Source organism: Bradyrhizobium sp. HKCCYLS3013, assembly GCF_051167615.1.
Classification (GTDB): domain Bacteria; phylum Pseudomonadota; class Alphaproteobacteria; order Rhizobiales; family Xanthobacteraceae; genus Bradyrhizobium.
The window spans coordinates 121577-139407 of the sequence record NZ_JBNPTK010000014.1 but is presented as its reverse complement, the minus strand read 5'-3'; the positions used below and the strand labels follow the sequence as shown (position 1 = coordinate 139407).

Here is a 17831-nt window from a genome sequence, read left to right as displayed (position 1 = left end):
GAACGTGCCCGGCGCGAGGGCCGGGCACGCAATTCATCATCTCACCGCTTGTTGCGGATTGGCACCGCCATCTCGTCGATCTTGATCTCTCGCACCGGCTCGTTGACGGCCCAGGCGAGGTTCGGATCGACCTTGACGCGGAAGTGATACATGCTTTGCAGCGCCTGGTGATCTTCTTTCCGGAAGATCATCTTGCCCTTCGGCGTATCGAACTCCATGCCCTCCATCGCCGCGATCAGCTTCTCGGTGTCGGTCGACTTGGCCTTGGTGACGGCGGTGACGACGGCCATCGCGGCCGAGAAGCCGCCAGCGGTGAAGAAGTCCGGCGGCGCGCTGAAGCGCTTCTGGTGCTCGGCCACCAGCCAGTCGTTCACGGGGTTCTTGGGAATGTCATAATAGTAATAGGTGGCGCCTTCCATGCCCGGCAGCCGCTTGTAGGCGGCAAGCGCCGGCAGGATGTTGCCGCCGGTCGACAGCTCGATGCCGTAGCGCTTCGGATCCATGTCCTGCAGCTTTGTCAGTGGATCGCCAGCGCCGGCCCAGATCACCCAGATGATCTTCTTGCCGGGCTTGTCCTTCAGCGCGTCGAACAGGCGCTGGCCGACGGCGGTGAAGTCGGTCGTGCTGGTCGGCACATATTCCTCGGCCCCCAGCGTCGCGCCGGTCTTGGCCAGCGCCTCCTTGAAGGCGGCGACGCCGTCGCGGCCGAAGGCATAGTCCTGCGCCAGCGTGGCGACCGTGACGCCCGGCTTGCCGATCGCGACCGCGTTGGAGATCGCATCCTGCGACGAGTTGCGGCCGGTGCGGAAGATGTAGCGGTTCCACTTCTCGCCCGTGATCTGGTCGGCGACCGCCGGCTCGACGATCAGGATCTTCTTGTTCTCCTCGGCGACCGGCAAGTCCGCGAGCGCCGCGGCGGAGGAGGTCGTGCCGATCGCGATGTCGGCGCCGTCATCCTGATAGGCTTCGGACAGTGCGGCCTTCGACAAATCGGGCTTGCCCTGGTCGTCCTTGGTGATGATGACGATCTTGCGACCGTCGATCATGTTGGTGCCCTTGGTGGCATATTCGAAGCCGAGGCGGAGACCCGCTTCGGTCTGCTTGGCGTAGGCCTCGAGCGGGCCGGTCTTGCCGTAGATGAGAGCGATTTTCAGATCGTCGGCCTGGGCGGCGGTGGCCAGCAGGGCGGCAGTCAATGATGAAACAATACCTTTGAGAATATGTGACGTCTTCACGAGCCTTCCTCCCAGCTACCGGCGGCTGTTGCCTGCAACTGATAGTGTGCAGGCTCAGCCTGGGTCAAGGCGCTTTCAGCGGCAGCCGGTGACGCTCATATTTTGTGCTGAAGGGCTCCGTCCTCCGAGAGGTCAACGCCGATAGCGGCTGCTGCGCGCATAGGCCTGGCGATTTTCCTGCACAGGGCGACTGGCGAGACTGATGCGCGCTTCGCTTGCAAGCGGGGCCGCCGGCTTCAGCTCTTCCAGGAAGATCGGACGCGAGAAGTAGTAGCCCTGCGCATAGCGGATCTTGGTCGCGGCCTGCAGATAGGCGAGCTCCTCGAACGACTCGATGCCTTCCGCGATCACCGTCATGCCCAGCGCCTCGCTCAGGGATTCGATCGCGCGCAGGATGCCCTGGCTGCGCGGCCGCTTATGAATGTCGGTGATGAAGGAGCGGTCGATCTTGATCTCGTCCGCCGTGATGTCGGCGAGCGCCGACAGCGACGAATAGCCGATGCCGAAATCGTCGATCGAGATGCCGACGCCGATCCCGCGCAGCAGCGGCACGATCTCATCCTGGAAATGGCTGCGGGTCACGAACGCGTCCTCGGTGACCTCGATCATGAACCGCTTGGGAAAGCCGGTCGCCGCGATCGCCAGCGCGAAGGGCTGCATGAATTCCGGATTCGACGCCTGTTTCGCCGCGACGTTGATGCTGATCGTCGCGTCCGGTCCAAACGCGTCGTTGATCAGATCGATCGATTTGACGATCTCGTCCAGCACGAGATGGGCGAGCTCGTCGATCAGGCCGAGCTCGACAGCGAGATTGATGAAAGAGCCTGGCGCCTGGATCACGCCTTCATTGTCGCGCAGCCGTACCAGCGCCTCGATGCCCTTGATCTCCTCGGTGCGGATGTCGACCTTGGCCTGGAACGCGCAGCAGAAGCGCTTTTCCAGGATCGCGAGCCGCAGCGACTGCTCGACCTTCATGCGCGCCAGCGCCTCGTGCTCCATCGCGCTGGAGAAGAAGGCAAGCGTGCCCTTGCCGCTGTTCTTGACGCGGTACATCGCCAGATCCGCGTTCTGGCGCAGCACGTCGTAGCTTGCGCCATGCTCGGGAAACAGGCTGACTCCGACGGACGCGGAGGCGAACACCTCCGCGCCGTCGATGAAGAAGGGCGCGTTCAGGCGGTCCAGCATGTCGTGCAGGAATTCGGCGACCTCCTCGGCACGCTCGATCGGATGCAGCAGCAGCAGGAACTCGTCACCGCTGATGCGCGACAGCAGGTCCGACTCGCGCAGGTCGCGGCTGATGCGCTTGGCGAGCTCGACCAGCAGCGCATCGCCGGTGGCGTGGCCGTAATAGTCGTTGATGTACTTGAAATTATCGAGGTCGAGAAAGGCGAGCGCGAAGCGTCCGTCAACGCGGCCGCGCCGGACCAGGAGGTCGGCGCGATGCTCGACCACGCGGCGCATCGGCAGGCCGGTCAACTCGTCATAATAGGCGGCGCGAAACAGCTGGTCCTCGAACTCCTTCTGCTCGCTGATGTCGGCCGAGCTGGAGATGAGGACGCTCTGGTCGCCGATGCGAACCGGCCGATGCGCTGTCAGCAGGGTCTGCCCGCCGCGCTCGCCTGCCACCTTTTCCTCGCCGATCACCGTTCGTCCCCGGCCAAGGATCTCGCGGCAGGCCGTGCGCCTGTTGTGGAGATGCGGCGCCGAGAGGCCGTCGATGCTGTTGGCGGCGGCGCCGAGCTGGACGGCGGCCGTATCGTTGACCAGCAGAAAGCGACCGTGCTCGTCCTGGACCGTGACGCCCGAGGGAAGCTGGCTGAGGACGGTGCGCAGGAAGCGCAACTCGGCCTCGGTCGAGCCCAGCCCCTCGTTCGGTCCGGGAGAAAAGTTGAATCGGTCGCTGCTGTACATGCGCCGATTGTGCAAAGTTCCCGCTTCATTTTAGTTAAGCGCTACGTAGAAACCCGGAACGTGCGCGCCAAGTCTTGGAAAGAACGGAGCTTTGTGCCGCGGCGTCATTAACCGTTCCTGAATCGGAAGAACGACGCGACCGGACCCATGCGGCGAAAGTCGCAGGCAGGAATGGCCGCCCGGCGGCCAATTCAATTCGGTGGCACGCGACACTGCAAGGTGCAGTGAAGGCCGGATTCGAGAAAGCTGGTCTCGGTCCTGCCGTCGAACGACGACAACGCGGCCTTGAGCAATTTGCTCCCGAAACCGGGCATGCCGACCGGACCGATCGGCGGACCCGCGGCCTCGTCCCAGGTCAGATGGAGCCGGTCCTCCTGCATCGTCCATGACACCTGAAGGAAGCCGCGCGGCGAGGCGAAGGCGCCGTATTTGCCGGCATTGGTCGCCAGCTCGTGGAAGATCAAAGCGAGGCTGACGGCCAGCTTGGCGGGCAGGAACAGCGGCGGGCCGTGGAGCTCGAAGCGGACCTGGCCATAAGGCCCGAGCTCCGACACCAGCAGGTCCTTGAGGTCGCAGCCCTGTCCTTCGGCGCGCGCGACCAAATCGTCGGCGGTCGCGAGCGCGCGGATGCGCTGGTCGATGCGGCTCCACACCTGCGGCTGGTCGTACAGCACCTGATGCAGCACGGCGTGAATGGTCGAGGTCTTGTTCTTGAGGCGGTGATGCAGCTCGTCGACCAGGAGCTTGCGATACTGCTCCTCCTCGGTGAGCCGCCGGGCGATCTCGCGCTGCTTGCCGGCCAGCCGCCGGTAGTGATCGACGCCCCAGATCACCAGCAGCGCCACGACCATATACATCGCCATCAGCGCGAGCCGGGCGCCATCCGCCGGACCGCCGCCAAAATCGAGCGTCAGGCCGAGCGCTGCGCCTGCGATCGCCGTTGCCAGGCCGACGCCCGATCCGCCCATCGCGGTGGCGAAGAAGACGGCCGGCATGTAGGGCGTGAAGAACACGTCGGGCCGCAGATGCGCCATGCCGTAGCGGATCGCCGTGGCTGCGAGCAGGCACATCGCGGCAAACATGCAGCTCCATGTCAGGGAAGGCTGCTGCTCGCCGCGCCAGATCCGCTTGATGTCGTCGATGAGTCGCGTCATGGACATCCATGAGCCTCAACTGCGCAACCAAATTAAGGCCGACGTGGCGGTAATTTGTCCGGTTGATGGAAGCCGTCTTGCGTGTGTTGCCGTTTGGCGCGCACGATGACGGTTCCGCGGCGGAACTCGGGCGCTTATTATTCCGCCGCCAAGAACGAGCACGTAGCAGCAACGCAAGGAGTAGGGAATGGGACGGTTGGAGGGCAAGGTCGCCGTGATCACGGGCGCGACCAGCGGCATCGGCCTGCGCACGGCGGAAATCTTCGTGGCCGAGGGTGCGAAGGTCGTCGTCGCTGGCCGGCGCAGCGCGGAGGGCGAGGCGCTGGCGAGCCGGCTCGGAGCGAGCTGTGTGTTCCGGCAGACCGACGTCACGGTCGACGCGCAGATGCGGGCATTGATCGATGGCGCGGTCGAGCGCTTCGGCCGGCTCGATTGCGTGTTCAACAATGCCGGCGGTCCGGCGCAGACCGGCGGCATCGAAGGCCTCGACGCCGATCGCTTCGACCAGGCCATGGCGGTACTGGTGCGCAGCGTCATGCTCGGCATGAAATACGCCGCGCCCCACATGAAGCGGCAGGGTGCCGGCAGCATCATCAACAACGGCTCGATCGCCGGCCGGCTCGCCGGCTTCTCCACCTCGGTGGTCTACAGCACGGCGAAGGCGGCGGTGATCCATCTGACGAAATGCGTGGCGATGGAGCTTGGCGAATCCGGCGTGCGCGTCAACTCGATCTCGCCCGGACTGATCGCGACCGGCATCTTCGGCAAGGCGCTCGGACTGTCGACCGAGGCGGCCGAGAAGACGCCGGAGACGATCCGCAACGCCTACGCCACGGCGCAGCCGATTCCGCGCGCCGGCCTGCCCGACGACATCGCCTATGCCGCGGTGTTTCTCGCCAGCGACGAATCCAGCTTCATCAACGGCCATGATCTCGTCATCGACGGCGCCATCACCGGCGGCCGCAACTGGAGCCAGCAGCAGCAGGGCTACGCCGCGATGCGCAAGCTGCTCGGGGATGCGGTGGAGTAGCGGAGGGCGCTCATCACCCTGGATTGCTTCGCTTCGCTCGCAATGACGCGCTGAGAGAGCCGTGGTCTAACCTCCGCCATCGCGAGCGCAAGCGAAGCGATCCAGTTTTGTCGGCGTACGCTGGTCTTCCAGTTGTCGGCACATTGCGATCAAACCGCCTTCAGCTGCACCTTCAGTCCGTCGCGGGGCTTCGGGATCGGCCAGACCTGCCAGTCCGGCCGATAGTCGGGGGCGAAGGAGACTTCGAGGTTGGCGAGGAAGTGCCGCGCGAAGCACTTCACCTGCATGTAGGCGAAGTGCAGGCCGAGGCACATGTGCGCACCGCCGCCGAACGGCACCCAGGCGAAGCGGTGGCGGCCGCGCTGGGCCTCGTCGGTGAAGCGCATCGGGTCGAACCGCTCCGGCTCCGGCCAGATCTCCGGCATGTGGTGGGTGTACATCGGATTGATTCCGACGCCGGTGCCGGCGGGAATCGCAAAACCCTTGAAGGTGAAGTCCCGGATCGGACGGCGCGGCAGCGACGGCACCGGCGGCATCAGCCGCAACGTCTCCTGAAACGCCATCTCGGTGAGCTTCATCTTCTCCAGATGCTCCGAGCTCATCGGTTCGTCCTTGGCGAGGCCGAGGCTCGCGACCTCCTCGCGCAGCTTCTGCTGCCACTGTGGATGCGCGGCGAGCTGGGCGATGAAGGAGGTCAGCGACGAGGTCAGGGTGTCGTGCGCCGCCATCATCAGGAAGCTCATATGGTCGACGATGTCCTGCGTCGACAGCAGCGCGCCGTGGTCGTCGGTGGCGCGGCACAGATGCGAGAACAGATCGTCGCCCTCGCCCTTGGCGCGGCGCAGCGGAATCTGCTCCGAGAAATAGGCGACGATGCGCTGGCGGCCCTTGACCCCGCGCGCCATCTGCGTGCCTGGCAGCGGCCTGCGGATCGGCGCCACTGAGGCTGCGACCATGTCGACGAAGGCGCGGTTGATGGCGTCGACCTCCGGGCCGATCTCGGTGCCGAGGAAGGACGTCGCGGCGAGGTCGAGCGTGAGCTGCTTGATCGCCGGATAGAACAGCATCTCGCCCGGATTCGCTTTCCACTGCGCGATGCGCGCGGCGATGCCGCGATCGAGGCCGGCGAGATAGGACTTCATCGGCCCGGCCTTGAAGGCGACCGACAGCGCCTTGCGGTGCATGCGGTGCTCGTCGAAATCGAGCAGCATCAGGCCGCGCGGAAACAGCAGGTTGAGGATGTGGCCCCAGCCATGCGCCGAGGAGAACAGCTTGGCCTGGTCGAACAGCACCAGCTCGTTGGCTTCGGGGCCGAGCAGCACGACGTTGACGTCGCCGAACATGTGGGTGCGGTAGACGGGGCCATACTTCCTGGCGTTACGCTCGACGTGACCCTTGGGGTCGGCGAGGGTCTCGAACGTCTTGCCGATGATCGGCCAGCCTTCGTCGCCCGGAATATGGGTCAGCGAGTTGCGCCGCGGCGAGGTCAGGCGGAACGATGGCGTGGCCACACTTTGCATCGACATCAAGGAGGCTCCGTTTTCGGATCGGCGGGGCGCGGCGATGCGCCGGCACATCATTGAAGGGCGGTTGCAGCCATCATGCAATACGCTGCGTTATTTCGTCTCGGTGTAGTTGTGCTGCATCGCACGCGTTCGCGATCTCGCGACGCGCTTCATGCGTCCGAGTCCTGCTGGACTTGCTGCCCTCCCTGGGAAGAGGGCACGGGGAATGCCGGGCGCTGGCCGCACCCATGGCCCGCCTGCAGAAAAAAATGCAGGCGGCAGGTACCACAGGTTCAGCCGAGGCATCCCGGCATTCCCCGCGCGATGGTTTTGACGGCTGCTTCGCGTTCTCCCCGGTGCGCCGGGCTTGTTGGCCACCGTGCGCGCAACGCGCTTGCGCGCGTTACGCGGGACACCAGCATCGGGGTGCCAGGACCACGCGACTTGACCGTGCGCATCTCTGCTGTTCGTCGGCGCGGGATCACCCCACGCTGCAACATCGACGCGCCCACCGCATCCCGCCTCAACGTTCGTGACGACCGCGAAGCGCCCCTCTGATCGAGACGGGACGACGTGACGATATGCGAGATTCGGAAAAACGAAAGCAGAATATTTTTGCGCGCGGGACTGGACAGGGGTGATGTGATTGAGCTGGTTCGTGAAATGAGTTTTTCGGCGCGCATCGCCTTATGGTGATGAGCCTGCGACCGGCAGGCCGTCGCGGTGCGGCTTCGCGTTCTCAAAGGCGCTTTGCTGGAAGCGATTTGCCCGTCGGCCCGGACGGGCGCCATTATTCACTGCTGTCGCTCGCGAGTGATGCCGCGATATCGGCGGTCTATCGACGCAGGATCAGCGGATCATCTTTCGAGGCGAGCAAGCAGAAGCCGCCACGCGTTCCGATCTGGACGTCGAGACCGTCAGCCGCCCGATTTGTTGATCTTCTTCACCTTGGCGTCGGTTGCCTCGATCGAGGCGGCCAGCTCCAGGATCGCCTTTGCCAGGAGGTCGGCGGCCTCCTTGGGATCCTGCGACCGTTCGGCGCGCAGCGCGTAGTTCCTGGCTGACGAGAGTGACATTGGCGAGCTTTCCCACGGAAAAGCCCGCCGGGTCGAGGCGGCGGGCTGCCTGAAGCATCCTACGCGCGAGAGGTAGCAGGTCCGGGTTAAGAAAATTTTCGTGACGCTCGCTGCGCCGGTGTCCGCCATGCGGTTGCTGGCGCCTCCATCTCCGGAGATCAGACTGTGTGACCAAAAGCTGGCAAGTCATAGGTTGATGTCGCCGCGGATCACGCGGCCGTAGGGCGGGCAAAGGCGATCCGTTGATCGCTCGACGGGCTCGCTTGCGGTGGCGCCGTGCCCACCATCTTCTGAGGAGCTCTGAGATCAATAATGGACACGCTGCCGCCTGCGGCGGCTGCTTTGCCCACCTTGCATTCTTCACCCCCGACCGCGCCTCAGAACTTGTAGGCGAGTCCCACTGTCGCGGTGTGGGTGCGCGTCGTGACGTGCGCGGTGAAGCGGTCGTCGAATCCGGGGCCGACGCCGCCGGGAACGAAGAAGGTCTGGGTCCAGGTGCCGAAATCCGCGTAGCGATAGTCGGCGCGCACGATCCAGTGGCCGCCGATCATGTGCTCGACGCCGCCGCCGACGGTCCAGCCGACCCTGGTCGATGCCTGGGTCTCGTTGTGCGGATTGCCGAAGCAGAAAGCATTGCCTGGAACAACGGTACAGTTGGCGTTCAGCTCGAGGCGCTGCCACGCCACGCCGCCGCTGCCATAGACCAGCGTGTCCGGCGTAACCAGATAGCCGAGCCGGGCGCGCACGCTGCCGTCCCACGTCTCCTTCACGGAGCCGGTGGGAAGGCCGACCAGCGGCGCGCCGAAGAACAGCCCGGTGGTTCCCGGCAGGGGATTCGCGGTCGTCTTGTTGTCGGCCCATCCAAGGTCGCCCTCGAGTCCTGCGACCCATGACGGGGCGAACTGCCAGTTGACGCCGAGGTAGCCCCCGATCCTGGCCGCCACGCTGTCCATGGCGCCGGCGGTGCCGGCCGTCGGCACGAACACGCCGGCCCCGAAGTTCGGCGAGATGTCGCTGGTCCGCCAATCATTGTCGGCCCAGCGGGCGCCGACCGACACGCCGGCATAGACGCCGGTCCACGACGGCGCGGCCACAACCGGCGATGCCTTCACCGGCAGGTCGGCCGCCAGCGCTGATCCCGCGAGGACGATGCTCGCCAACGCGGCCGCAATCCCGGCCACTCCAGATTTCGTCATGCTTTGCCCCAGCGCGCGACGTCGATTCGACATGGTTGCGGCACCATCGCCGGTTGCATCGAACGCGGCAATTGCATCGCGATTGGCTGGATCAAAAAGTTCGCGGTGTTGCTGGCGGGATACGTCGACCGGGTTGAGGCGGCGCTCGACGAGATGGCGCCGAGTCGGCATCCATGACCACACGATCGCTGCGAGCCTGCTCCGGCTGGCCCGCACGTCATCAGGTCCGCCTCGCCCCAGGCGGCCCCCGCGTCCCCTTCACCCGTAAATCCACGGAGCCGAATGTTTACCTCGCGGCCATCGGCGGCATCTAGCAACGGCCTGACTTGACGTCGGGTCAACGTGCGACGAGGGCAAGGGCATGAGCAATCAGTTGCTGGTGATCGAGGATGCCGAGGTGCATCTTTCGATTCTGCGCAAGATCGCCGCGCAGTGCGGCTACGAGGCGACCTGCGTGACGTCGGTCGAGGCGGCGGCCGATCTGCTGCGCCGGCGGACCTTCGACTGCATCACGCTGGATCTGTCGCTCGGCGATCGCTGCGGCGCCGACATCCTGCTGCTGCTCAACGAGCTGAAATCGCGCACGCCGGTGATCTTCATCAGCGGCGCCGAGGACGCCACGCGCGACGAGCACGTTCGCCTTGGGACCGTGCTCGGGCTCGTGGTCTATCCGCAATTCCAGAAGCCCGTCGACCTGCCGGCGCTGCGCGAGACGCTGAAGCAGATCGCGACGCTCGCTGAGTGCGAGAGGCTGGTCGCGGCGGTGAGGTAGCCGTGCGTAGGGCGGATTAGCGCAGCGTAATCCGCCGACAATTACGGGCCTTCTCGATTTGTGCGTCTCAGCGGCTTCATGGATCCGACTACGCCGGATGTGGCGGATTACGCTGCGCTAATCCGCCCTACACTCTCATCCCCTCCGCTTCGCCGCTTCCTGCAGATCCGGCGCATTCACCGCGGGAATCGCGACGCGGCCCGGCCCGGTCTGCGACAGCGCTGCGGCGGCCTTGTCGTTGTCCATGATCTTGGCCATCACGGCCTGGCCGGCGCGCTCGAAGATGGCGCGGTTCTCGATGACGAATTTCTGCGAGCGGCGCAGCCCGTCGATGTAGCCGTTGATCTCCGGCACGACGTAGCGCGCGACCATGTCCCAGCTGCGCCGCGTATTTTCCGGATTGGCCCAGTCGTGCACGAAGCCGATGATGGCGCCGACACCGCCCGACACCTGCATCAGGTTCTTGATCGTCTTCACGAGATCGTCCGGCGTGCCGATCGTCGATGCCGCGCCCTCGACGAAGGCGGTCTTGTCCACGGCCTCATCGGGCGATGCGAACGGCTTCAGGCCGGGACGCATCAGGGTGCCGACCGTATATTCGTTGTGCCAGCGCATCAGCCCGGGACCGGCCTCGCGGCGCGCCTGCTCGCGCGTCTCGGCGATGTGCCACGACAGCAGCACGCGCCAATTGGCGCGGCTCACGGTGGTGCCGTGCTTCTTCGCCGCGTCCTCGGCGAACTCCCATTGCTGCGGCAGCGCCATCAGGCCCTGGGTCGACATCGAGCCGAGCGAGATGATGCCGATGCCGTATTTGCCTGCGAGCGTCATGCCGGACGGCGAGATCTGCGACGCCACGACGAACGGCATTTCCTCCTGCAAGGGCAGGATCTGCAAGGCCGCGTCGTTCATCGTGAACCAGTCGCTCTTGGCGGTGACGCGCTCGCCGTTGAACAGGCGGCGGATGACCGCGATCGCCTCGTCCTGACGGTCACGCTGCGTCATCGGATCGATGCCGAGCGTGTGGGCATCGGAGGCGAGCGCGCCCGGCCCCGAGCCGAAGATGGCGCGGCCGCCGGTCATGTGATCGAGCTGCACCATGCGCTGCGCGACGTTGTAGGGATGATGGTAGGGGAGCGAGATGACGCCGGTGCCGAGCCTGATGCGCTTGGTGCGCTCGCCGGCAGCAGCGAGAAACATCTCGGGCGAGGCGATTGTCTCCCATCCGCTGGAATGATGCTCGCCGCACCAGAACTCGTCATAGCCGAGCTCGTCGAGCTGCGAGACCAGATCGAGGTCGCGGCGGAATTGCAGCATCGGATGCTCGCCGATCGGATGATGCGGAGCGAGGAACGCGCCGAATTTGAGCCGCGCCATGTGTTTTCTCCCAAGCGGAATTCGTTGTTGCTTACCGATCAGGCTAATTGGCGCCTCGGTGCGAGGCAATCATCTTGCCGCGCGGGACGACCGGTGCATGGCTGCCATTTGTTTGTTTACTGATCACCGATCGGTGCTCACACTCAGCGCGGGGTTGTCGATTCGTTGACCTGTGGCTGCGATGGCGACATGCCGAACGCGGTCACTGCCTTTCCGGGTTGCGTCGCGTGTCGTTTTCACGCTTGCGGCGATCGAACGTCTCGTCGGTTCGCATTTCGGTGATTGCTGCGTGAAGAGCCGCGTCGGCGTGGCATTTAGATCGCAGCAAGAGCGAAATTCGCAATCAAATTGCCGAGCTCCGCAATCTCGCGGGCTTTTTCTTTTGCGCTGCAGCAACCATCTGGGTGATGGTGGGTTTGATCCGTGACTGCCAAGGAGCTGCCGTTGTCCCTCGCTGAAAATGTTGAGTATTTGCGACGGCTGCGCGAGTTGAATGGCATCACCGGATTCGCAGATTTCCACCGCCAGTCCCGTCCCGCTCCCGAATGTCCGCTGGTCGAGGTCGAAAGCTTCGGCAGCAATCCCGGCCGTCTGAAGATGTTCGCCCATGTGCCGGCGCAGCGCCAGCCGCTGCTGCCGCTCGTCGTCGTGCTGCATGGCTGCGGGCAGGGCGCGGCCGACTACGATCTCGGCGCTGGCTGGTCGACGCTCGCAAAGCATTTTGGCTTCGCGCTGCTGATGCCGGAGCAGCAGCGCATCAACAATCCGCAGCGCTGCTTCAACTGGTTTCAGTCCGAGGACATCACGCGCGGCCAGGGCGAGGTCGCCTCGATCCGCGAGATGATCGCCCGCATGGTGGCCGACTACGCCATCGATGCGAACCGCATCTTCGTCACCGGCCTGTCGGCGGGCGGCGCCATGACCATGGCGATGCTGGCGGCGCATCCGGAGGTGTTCGCGGCCGGCGCCGTGATCGCCGGGTTGCCGTTCGGCACCGCGCGCAACATGCGCGACGCCATCCTGCAGATGCGGATGCCGCCGGCGCGGCCGGCCGGCGAGCTCGGCGATCTCGTGCGCCGCGCCTCCAGCCATCGCGGCAAATGGCCGAAGCTGTCGGTGTGGCACGGCACCGCCGACTACACGGTGCATCCAGACAATGCCGGCGAGATCGTCAAGCAATGGCTCGACCTGCATCACCTGCCGCTGGCGCCGATGGCCGCAGGTGAGGTCAACGGCTATCCGCATGAGCAGTGGTGGAATGCCGATGGCGAGACCGTGGTCGAATCCTTCACCATCTCCAACATGGCGCATGGCACGCCGATCGGCGTCGCGGCCAACGACAAGCGCTATGGCAAGGCCGGGCCGTTCCTGCTCGAAGCCGGCATCTCCTCGTCCTATCTGATCGCGAAGTTCTTTGGCGTGACGGACTGGATCCGCCAGCCGAAGCCCGCCGCGACCTCCCCGAGCACGAAGCTCATTCCCGAGGTGTCGCCGATCTCGGCGCTGCCGGCCCTGACGAAGATGCTGCGGCGGCCGGATGCGCCGGCCGCGGTTGAGCCGACCGAGGCCAAGCCCGTGCCGGAGACACCGGTCAAGGCGGCGCCGGTCAAGCCGACACCGGCGCGGCCGCCGGCGCGGGCGAAGGGGACGCGGTCTGCTCCCGGCAAGGCCGCGAAGCCGAAAACCGAGTTGGCAGGATTCGGGCCATCGGCGCCGGTGGTCGCGCACGCGGTGGCCGCGAAGCCGGTCGTTACTCCGGTCGAGATCAAGCCTTCAGCCGCGAGGCCGCCAGTCGCGAAGGCCGTCGACATGACGCCCGCCGACCCGCCGCCGGTTCTCAAGCCCGCGACCGCCGTCCCGACGCAGGCGCCGCCGCAGAAGCGGCGCCGTGTGATCGACGTGGCCGCGGTGATCGAGCGCGCGCTGCAGGCGGCCGGCCTGAAGTAGTTCGTCTCAGGCCATCCCCGTCAGGAACGGGTTCGTCATCCGCTCCTGGCCGAAGCTCGACCCGGCGCCGTGGCCGCAGATGAAGCCGACGTCATCGCCGAGCGGCAGCAGCTTCTCCTTGATCGAGCGGATCAGCGTGTCGTGGCTGCCGCCGGGCAGGTCGGTGCGGCCGACCGAGCCGTTGAACAAGACGTCGCCGACATGGGCGAAGCGCATGTCCTTGTTGAAGAACACGATGCTGCCCGGCGAATGGCCGGGGCAGTGCAGGACGTCGAAGACGAGCTCGCCGATCTCGACCGTATCGCCTTCCTCGAGCCAGCGGTCGGGCGTCACGTCGCGCACGCCCGTGATGCCGAAGCGCGCGCCGCTGGCGACGACGTTGTCGAGCAGGAATTTGTCGGCGACATGCGGTCCCTCGATCGGCACCTTCAGCTGATCGCGCAGATCGGCCGCGCCGCCGACGTGATCGATATGGCCATGCGTCAGCCAGATCTTCTCCACGGTGACATTGGCCTGCGCGATCGCCGCCTGGATGTTCGGCACGTCGCCGCCGGGATCGATCACGATCGCCTTCTTCGTCGCCTCGCACCACAGGATGGTGCAGTTCTGCTCGAACGGCGTGACGGGCACGATCATCGCGCCGGCCTTCGCCCTGGTCTGGTTCTGCTCGGTCATGGGCGCCAGCATGCCGATTTTTCGCAATGCGCCAAGCGAAAAGGCGGCTGTCGGTGCGGAGCTCCGCCGCGGCTCCGCGCTGCATCGGGGCGTCAACAGGGCTTGGGAGACGCCTGGAATCGGCTATGCTGCAGCGATGGACTCGTCAGCCGCCAGGATCAGCCTCGTCCCCGTCGACCGCCGCCAGTCGGAGACGGCGCTGGCGATTGCGCGCGGCACCTCGCGGCTGCTGCGCTCGCTCGGCTTTGCCACCATCAGCGAGCTGCCGCTGCCGTCGGGCCGTCGCGCCGACCTGGTGGCGCTGAACGAGCGCGGCGAGATCTGGATCGTCGAGATCAAGTCGTCGGTCGAGGATCTGCGCGCCGATCACAAATGGGAGGATTACCGTGCCCATTGCGACCGGCTGTTCTTCGCCTTCACGCAGGATCTGCCTTGCGAGATCTTTCCGCGGGACACCGGCCTGATCGTCGCCGATGCCTATGGCGCCCACCTGCATTGCGAGGCGCCTGAGCACAGATTGCCGGCGGCGACGCGCAAGCTGATGACGGTGCGCTTCGGGCTCGCGGCGGCGCAGCGGATCAACCGGCTGATCGACCCGCAGGGCCACGCGGACCTCTAGAGAATCCTCAAGTGCGCTCCACTGGACGGGGTTCCCTGCCTAGGTAGGTGACGCAGGCTCCGTCAGGTCACGACTCTCGAGATGAGAGACATCGCATCGCTGAGAGCCGATCCGCAGGCAGCGCCGTCAAAAATTTGCAGCGACGAGATCGTAGGATCCCCGGCTTCCTCGGACATAGACCTTGGCGGCGGCGGCGCAGATGCGCTCACGGTTGGAATCGAACGCAGTCAGAAAGCCCGACTCGTCCGGACAGGTGTCGGGTTGAAGGCGTCTCAACGCGCCCTCGTCGACGAAGAACGACGCTTCGATCGCGCTGTCGTAGCCCCAGAACCGTACGGCACGTCGCGTGCGATCATAGGAGCGGCTGTGATTTGGAAACTCAATCATGTGTGTGTCCGATCAGGTTCGGAGGGCGCCGCAGATGGGCGGACGTCATCCAAGGGGCGCTCGGCGGTGGTTGCCGGCGACAAAGCGGGTTGCGCATCTCAATCGAAAGCCGACGGCAACTCGCCGTGGCGGAAGAAAACCGTCGGCTCATCGTCATAGTCGCCCATGTCGGGATCGCCAGATGACGAGAAGGCGACGACGCCTGCCTTGCTCGACACCAGTCGTTCCGCAGTTCGGAGCGCGCTCGATTCCGTCTTGCAGGCGATCGGCGTCTCGGGTTTCGGGCGTCCGCCCCGGCCGGCGCTGAACGCCTGGACGAAATAGATCGTTTCGCGCGCCATGTTCTGTCCTTTGCGCTGCCAGTACGGTCGGCCGCATCACCTCCGCATTGCGCGCGGCCTTGCATGCGGGAGAACCATCCAGACTGATGAGACCGGAAAGCCCCTAACGCTTCTTCTTGTCGTTGGAAAAATCCGGCTGCCATGCTCCGGCCTTCTGGCTCGGCGCTGCGGCAATGCTCTTGGGCTTCTCCTTCTTGGGCTTCTTGGCTTCCCGATTGCTTTTTTGCTGACCTTTGGCCATGTCGGTCTCCTCGACTCGGGTTGGAGCTGGTTCAGCGCATCGAACGAAGGCGCCGTGTCGATCCTGCGTGCGCGGCGTCACTGCCTTGTCGTCGGGTGGCCTTCGTCCACCGGCGCCGACGGGGCGCACGGCGGTGTGATCTACGAATGCAGCGCGGCAGTTGCGAGCGCGAGAAGGATCAGCAGCAGCGGCACGATGATGGGTGGAACGATCCACTCGCTCAGACGAAACTGCGGCATTGGCTATCCCTCGCGTGGTTTGCGGCGGGAGCGCTCGTGACCCTCAGTCACCGGTGAATGCCGTCGGAATGGCGGTGATCACCATTGATACACCCTGGCTCCTGTAATAGCGAGCACCAAAGCGCAGCGACACGGTGCGATGACGGCCCAGCCGCTCATCCGCCGTGCTGACGAGAAAGCGGTGGCTATTGCCGGCCGCAAGGCGCATGCTTCGTAGAAGCCTTGAGGTTGCGACAGCGACAGCGGGCCTGTTGCGAAAGGTAGGCGCAGATGAGCATTCGCTCGCGGCGCGAATTCGTCACCTTCAGACATCCGTTCCGGATCAGAAGCATCGAGCGTCTCCTGCCGGAAGGCACCTATGAGGTGGTCACGGACGAAGAGATGATCGAGGGGCTGTCCTTTGCTGCCTACCGCCGGTTTGCGACGATGATGATGCTGCCCGCCGACCGTCCGCACTCTGGTGCCGTCGAGATGGTATCCATCAGCTCGGCCGATCTTGCAGACGCGCAGCGTATCGACGCGAGTGCATCGGATGACTGACGAACCGCTCGATCTCGACAGCCACCGCGGGATGAGCGCGCAGAAGGCCGTGGACCTGCGTCGCGCGTTGGCGGAGGCCGAAACTCACGCACGGGACCTGCGCGAGCGCCAGGCGGTTCTCGAGCAGCACCTGCTCGCCCACGCGGCTGCGTCGTGGCCGGAAGCTGCCGCGAAGGCGCGCTATCTGCTAAACCTCTACGCCGCGAGTCTTGCGGAACAGGATACCAGGCACCGAGAGCTGATCGCCGCCGTGCTGGCCGATTTCTCCCGGCTGGCCGGGGAGAGCTGACGCGAGCCGGCGAATCGTGGCGCCTATCAGCCTATCGTGCACCCGCGCCCGATTCAGGACTGTTGCCAAGGGCGACAGCATCGACCCGTCTGGCCTCCCGGCAATTTCCCCGACTTCGCCCGACAATTGCCCCGCATAGGGCGCAACATGCCGGAACAATTTTAAGGTTCGAGCAGTATCCAGCCCAGGGGTGCGGACAGGGACGACAGATGCGACGGGTGGTCTTGGCGTTGGCACTGCTCTTCGCGACTGGAGTCCGCGCGGAGGAAAAGGCGTTCTACGTCCTCGGCGTGGGGGCCGATTCCTGCGAGCGCTTCATCGCCGCCGCCGAGGAGCAGCCGCCCGGCACCTACAAGGCGATCAGCAATGGCGACGAGCCCTACGTCAACGCCATATCAAAATATCAGCAATGGATGATGGGCTACGTCTCCGCCATCAATGCGGACCGCGGCGACGAGGGCCGGCAGATCAAGCTCGATCTGACCGAGGTCGACAGCTGGATGCGCAACTGGTGCAGCCGCAACCCGCGGCGCACGGTCTTCCACGCGCTACAGGCGTTCGTGAAGACGCACTGACGCCGGAGCGAGCAAGCGCTCGCTTACTTCGGTGCGCGCTTGGCGAGGATGCGCTGCAGGGTGCGGCGGTGCATGTTGAGCCTGCGCGCCGTTTCCGAGACGTTGCGATTGCACATCTCGTAAATGCGCTGGATGTGCTCCCAGCGCACGCGGTCGGCCGACATCGGATTCTGCGGCAGCTCGGACTTTTCGCTGGTGGTCGACAGCAGCGCGGCGACCACGTCATCGGCATCCGCCGGCTTGGCGAGATAGTCGACGGCGCCCATCTTCACGGCCGTCACCGCGGTCGCGATGTTACCGTAGCCGGTCAGCACGATGGCGCGCGCCTCGGGGCGCTTGCGCTTCAGCGCCGACACCACGTCGAGGCCGTTGCCGTCGCCGAGCCGGAGGTCGACCACGGCAAAGGCCGGCGCCGCCTTGCCGATCTGTGAAATACCTTCGGCGACGCTTTCGCAGGAGGTGACGGTGAAGCCGCGAGTCTCCATGGCGCGCGACAGGCGCTCCAGGAACGGCTTGTCGTCCTCCACGATGAGGAGAGAGCGGTCCGGGTGGTTCGTCAGTTCGGCGATGGCGCCCACGGTCATATATCCTTGAGAAGATGGCTCGATGGTTGCGAGACGATCTGGTCCATCCTCATATGGTCTGCCGAGTCGCCGCTGCCAAGATCGCGGGTTGCCGCAGTCTGCGGCGTGACGCCGCGCGGGGCCGGTGTGCCGTATGCCAGG

20 protein-coding genes are annotated in these 17831 nt (G+C 65.3%); 7 read left to right on the top strand and 13 right to left on the bottom strand.

The genetic code is table 11. From position 1 onward, the window contains the following. Nucleotides 1-41 precede the first annotated feature (41 nt). The 3 genes from ACQR1F_RS23815 to ACQR1F_RS23805 form a co-directional block, all read right to left on the bottom strand. The gene (locus ACQR1F_RS23815) at nucleotides 42-1235 is read right to left on the bottom strand and encodes a substrate-binding domain-containing protein (protein ID WP_434898912.1); all 1194 of its coding nucleotides are present in this window, start codon (nucleotides 1233-1235) and stop codon (nucleotides 42-44) included. Nucleotides 1236-1367: 132 nt separating this feature from the next. Beyond that, a complete protein-coding gene (locus tag ACQR1F_RS23810; protein ID WP_315803850.1) occupies nucleotides 1368-3146 on the bottom strand; it encodes a putative bifunctional diguanylate cyclase/phosphodiesterase in 1779 nt (592 codons plus the stop codon). A 191-nt stretch (nucleotides 3147-3337) separates the two neighbouring features. Then, entirely contained in the window at nucleotides 3338-4306 is a 969-nt protein-coding gene (locus ACQR1F_RS23805) for a sensor histidine kinase (RefSeq protein ID WP_316238000.1), read from the bottom strand. Between the two features lie 181 nt (nucleotides 4307-4487). On the opposite strand from ACQR1F_RS23805, the gene ACQR1F_RS23800 reads away from it, so the two are divergent. Next, complete coding sequence (locus ACQR1F_RS23800; RefSeq protein WP_434913976.1) at nucleotides 4488-5330, top strand: SDR family NAD(P)-dependent oxidoreductase; 843 nt, start codon at nucleotides 4488-4490, stop codon at nucleotides 5328-5330. 149 nt (nucleotides 5331-5479) lie between these two features. Here ACQR1F_RS23800 and ACQR1F_RS23795 read toward each other — a convergent pair whose 3' ends face one another. The 3 genes from ACQR1F_RS23795 to ACQR1F_RS23785 all read right to left on the bottom strand — a co-directional run bounded on the left by ACQR1F_RS23795 (nucleotide 5480) and on the right by ACQR1F_RS23785 (nucleotide 9107). Next, nucleotides 5480-6856: a cytochrome P450 gene (locus tag ACQR1F_RS23795; protein WP_434913975.1), complete on the bottom strand. Its 1377-nt coding sequence runs from the start codon at nucleotides 6854-6856 to the stop codon at nucleotides 5480-5482. Between the two features lie 896 nt (nucleotides 6857-7752). Next, nucleotides 7753-7911: a hypothetical protein gene (locus ACQR1F_RS23790; RefSeq protein ID WP_315803846.1), complete on the bottom strand. Its 159-nt coding sequence runs from the start codon at nucleotides 7909-7911 to the stop codon at nucleotides 7753-7755. Between the two features lie 377 nt (nucleotides 7912-8288). After that, entirely contained in the window at nucleotides 8289-9107 is an 819-nt protein-coding gene (locus ACQR1F_RS23785) for an outer membrane protein (RefSeq protein WP_434913974.1), read from the bottom strand. A 361-nt stretch (nucleotides 9108-9468) separates the two neighbouring features. Between ACQR1F_RS23785 and ACQR1F_RS23780 the strand changes: the two genes are divergently transcribed. Further along, nucleotides 9469-9879 carry a response regulator gene (locus ACQR1F_RS23780; protein WP_316179149.1) on the top strand — a complete coding sequence of 137 codons (411 nt, stop codon included), beginning with the start codon at nucleotides 9469-9471 and terminating at the stop codon, nucleotides 9877-9879. A gap of 135 nt (nucleotides 9880-10014) precedes the next feature. On the opposite strand, the gene ACQR1F_RS23775 is transcribed toward ACQR1F_RS23780, so the two are convergent. Beyond that, nucleotides 10015-11253 (bottom strand): LLM class flavin-dependent oxidoreductase, encoded by a 1239-nt coding sequence (locus ACQR1F_RS23775; protein WP_434913973.1) that lies wholly within the window; start codon nucleotides 11251-11253, stop codon nucleotides 10015-10017. A 444-nt stretch (nucleotides 11254-11697) separates the two neighbouring features. Between ACQR1F_RS23775 and ACQR1F_RS23770 the strand changes: the two genes are divergently transcribed. After that, nucleotides 11698-13200 (top strand): extracellular catalytic domain type 1 short-chain-length polyhydroxyalkanoate depolymerase, encoded by a 1503-nt coding sequence (locus ACQR1F_RS23770; protein ID WP_434913972.1) that lies wholly within the window; start codon nucleotides 11698-11700, stop codon nucleotides 13198-13200. 6 nt (nucleotides 13201-13206) lie between these two features. Here ACQR1F_RS23770 and ACQR1F_RS23765 read toward each other — a convergent pair whose 3' ends face one another. Further along, entirely contained in the window at nucleotides 13207-13875 is a 669-nt protein-coding gene (locus ACQR1F_RS23765) for an MBL fold metallo-hydrolase (RefSeq protein WP_434913996.1), read from the bottom strand. 136 nt (nucleotides 13876-14011) lie between these two features. Here ACQR1F_RS23765 and ACQR1F_RS23760 point away from each other — a divergent pair, with 136 nt between their 5' ends. Beyond that, the gene (locus ACQR1F_RS23760) at nucleotides 14012-14494 is read left to right on the top strand and encodes an MmcB family DNA repair protein (RefSeq protein ID WP_434913971.1); all 483 of its coding nucleotides are present in this window, start codon (nucleotides 14012-14014) and stop codon (nucleotides 14492-14494) included. A 126-nt stretch (nucleotides 14495-14620) separates the two neighbouring features. On the opposite strand, the gene ACQR1F_RS23755 is transcribed toward ACQR1F_RS23760, so the two are convergent. The 4 genes from ACQR1F_RS23755 to ACQR1F_RS23740 form a co-directional block, all read right to left on the bottom strand. Continuing rightward, nucleotides 14621-14881: a DUF1488 domain-containing protein gene (locus ACQR1F_RS23755; RefSeq protein WP_315803840.1), complete on the bottom strand. Its 261-nt coding sequence runs from the start codon at nucleotides 14879-14881 to the stop codon at nucleotides 14621-14623. 98 nt (nucleotides 14882-14979) lie between these two features. Next, a complete protein-coding gene (locus tag ACQR1F_RS23750) occupies nucleotides 14980-15222 on the bottom strand; it encodes a hypothetical protein (RefSeq protein WP_316215312.1) in 243 nt (80 codons plus the stop codon). Between the two features lie 103 nt (nucleotides 15223-15325). Beyond that, nucleotides 15326-15463, bottom strand: coding sequence for a hypothetical protein (locus ACQR1F_RS23745; protein WP_316215311.1), 138 nt, complete (start codon nucleotides 15461-15463; stop codon nucleotides 15326-15328). 282 nt (nucleotides 15464-15745) lie between these two features. Next, nucleotides 15746-15910 carry a hypothetical protein gene (locus ACQR1F_RS23740; protein ID WP_434896165.1) on the bottom strand — a complete coding sequence of 55 codons (165 nt, stop codon included), beginning with the start codon at nucleotides 15908-15910 and terminating at the stop codon, nucleotides 15746-15748. Between the two features lie 62 nt (nucleotides 15911-15972). Here ACQR1F_RS23740 and ACQR1F_RS23735 point away from each other — a divergent pair, with 62 nt between their 5' ends. The 3 genes from ACQR1F_RS23735 to ACQR1F_RS23725 all read left to right on the top strand — a co-directional run bounded on the left by ACQR1F_RS23735 (nucleotide 15973) and on the right by ACQR1F_RS23725 (nucleotide 17106). Next, nucleotides 15973-16242, top strand: a complete 270-nt coding sequence (locus ACQR1F_RS23735; RefSeq protein ID WP_434913970.1) for a hypothetical protein — start codon at nucleotides 15973-15975, stop codon at nucleotides 16240-16242. After that, entirely contained in the window at nucleotides 16235-16531 is a 297-nt protein-coding gene (locus ACQR1F_RS23730) for a hypothetical protein (protein ID WP_315803835.1), read from the top strand. The genes ACQR1F_RS23735 and ACQR1F_RS23730 overlap by 8 nt, the downstream gene beginning before the upstream one ends. 209 nt (nucleotides 16532-16740) lie before the next feature. Then, nucleotides 16741-17106: a hypothetical protein gene (locus ACQR1F_RS23725; protein ID WP_316238008.1), complete on the top strand. Its 366-nt coding sequence runs from the start codon at nucleotides 16741-16743 to the stop codon at nucleotides 17104-17106. Nucleotides 17107-17129: 23 nt separating this feature from the next. Here the strand turns inward: ACQR1F_RS23725 and ACQR1F_RS23720 are convergent, their stop codons facing one another. Then, nucleotides 17130-17684, bottom strand: coding sequence for an ActR/PrrA/RegA family redox response regulator transcription factor (locus tag ACQR1F_RS23720; protein WP_315715137.1), 555 nt, complete (start codon nucleotides 17682-17684; stop codon nucleotides 17130-17132). Nucleotides 17685-17831: the final 147 nt, after the last annotated feature.

Coding starts and splice junctions, on each gene's coding strand:
- ACQR1F_RS23785 (WP_434913974.1), bottom strand. CDS start 9,107: ATGACGAAATCTGGAGTGGCCGGGATTGCGGCCGCGTTGGCGAGCATC.
- ACQR1F_RS23780 (WP_316179149.1), top strand. CDS start 9,469: ATGAGCAATCAGTTGCTGGTGATCGAGGATGCCGAGGTGCATCTTTCG.
- ACQR1F_RS23775 (WP_434913973.1), bottom strand. CDS start 11,253: ATGGCGCGGCTCAAATTCGGCGCGTTCCTCGCTCCGCATCATCCGATC.
- ACQR1F_RS23760 (WP_434913971.1), top strand. CDS start 14,012: ATGGACTCGTCAGCCGCCAGGATCAGCCTCGTCCCCGTCGACCGCCGC.
- ACQR1F_RS23765 (WP_434913996.1), bottom strand. CDS start 13,875: ATGACCGAGCAGAACCAGACCAGGGCGAAGGCCGGCGCGATGATCGTG.
- ACQR1F_RS23795 (WP_434913975.1), bottom strand. CDS start 6,856: ATGTCGATGCAAAGTGTGGCCACGCCATCGTTCCGCCTGACCTCGCCG.
- ACQR1F_RS23730 (WP_315803835.1), top strand. CDS start 16,235: ATGACTGACGAACCGCTCGATCTCGACAGCCACCGCGGGATGAGCGCG.
- ACQR1F_RS23750 (WP_316215312.1), bottom strand. CDS start 15,222: ATGGCGCGCGAAACGATCTATTTCGTCCAGGCGTTCAGCGCCGGCCGG.
- ACQR1F_RS23810 (WP_315803850.1), bottom strand. CDS start 3,146: ATGTACAGCAGCGACCGATTCAACTTTTCTCCCGGACCGAACGAGGGG.
- ACQR1F_RS23735 (WP_434913970.1), top strand. CDS start 15,973: ATGAGCATTCGCTCGCGGCGCGAATTCGTCACCTTCAGACATCCGTTC.
- ACQR1F_RS23800 (WP_434913976.1), top strand. CDS start 4,488: ATGGGACGGTTGGAGGGCAAGGTCGCCGTGATCACGGGCGCGACCAGC.
- ACQR1F_RS23805 (WP_316238000.1), bottom strand. CDS start 4,306: ATGTCCATGACGCGACTCATCGACGACATCAAGCGGATCTGGCGCGGC.
- ACQR1F_RS23740 (WP_434896165.1), bottom strand. CDS start 15,910: ATGCGCCTTGCGGCCGGCAATAGCCACCGCTTTCTCGTCAGCACGGCG.
- ACQR1F_RS23755 (WP_315803840.1), bottom strand. CDS start 14,881: ATGATTGAGTTTCCAAATCACAGCCGCTCCTATGATCGCACGCGACGT.
- ACQR1F_RS23790 (WP_315803846.1), bottom strand. CDS start 7,911: ATGTCACTCTCGTCAGCCAGGAACTACGCGCTGCGCGCCGAACGGTCG.
- ACQR1F_RS23725 (WP_316238008.1), top strand. CDS start 16,741: ATGCGACGGGTGGTCTTGGCGTTGGCACTGCTCTTCGCGACTGGAGTC.
- ACQR1F_RS23745 (WP_316215311.1), bottom strand. CDS start 15,463: ATGGCCAAAGGTCAGCAAAAAAGCAATCGGGAAGCCAAGAAGCCCAAG.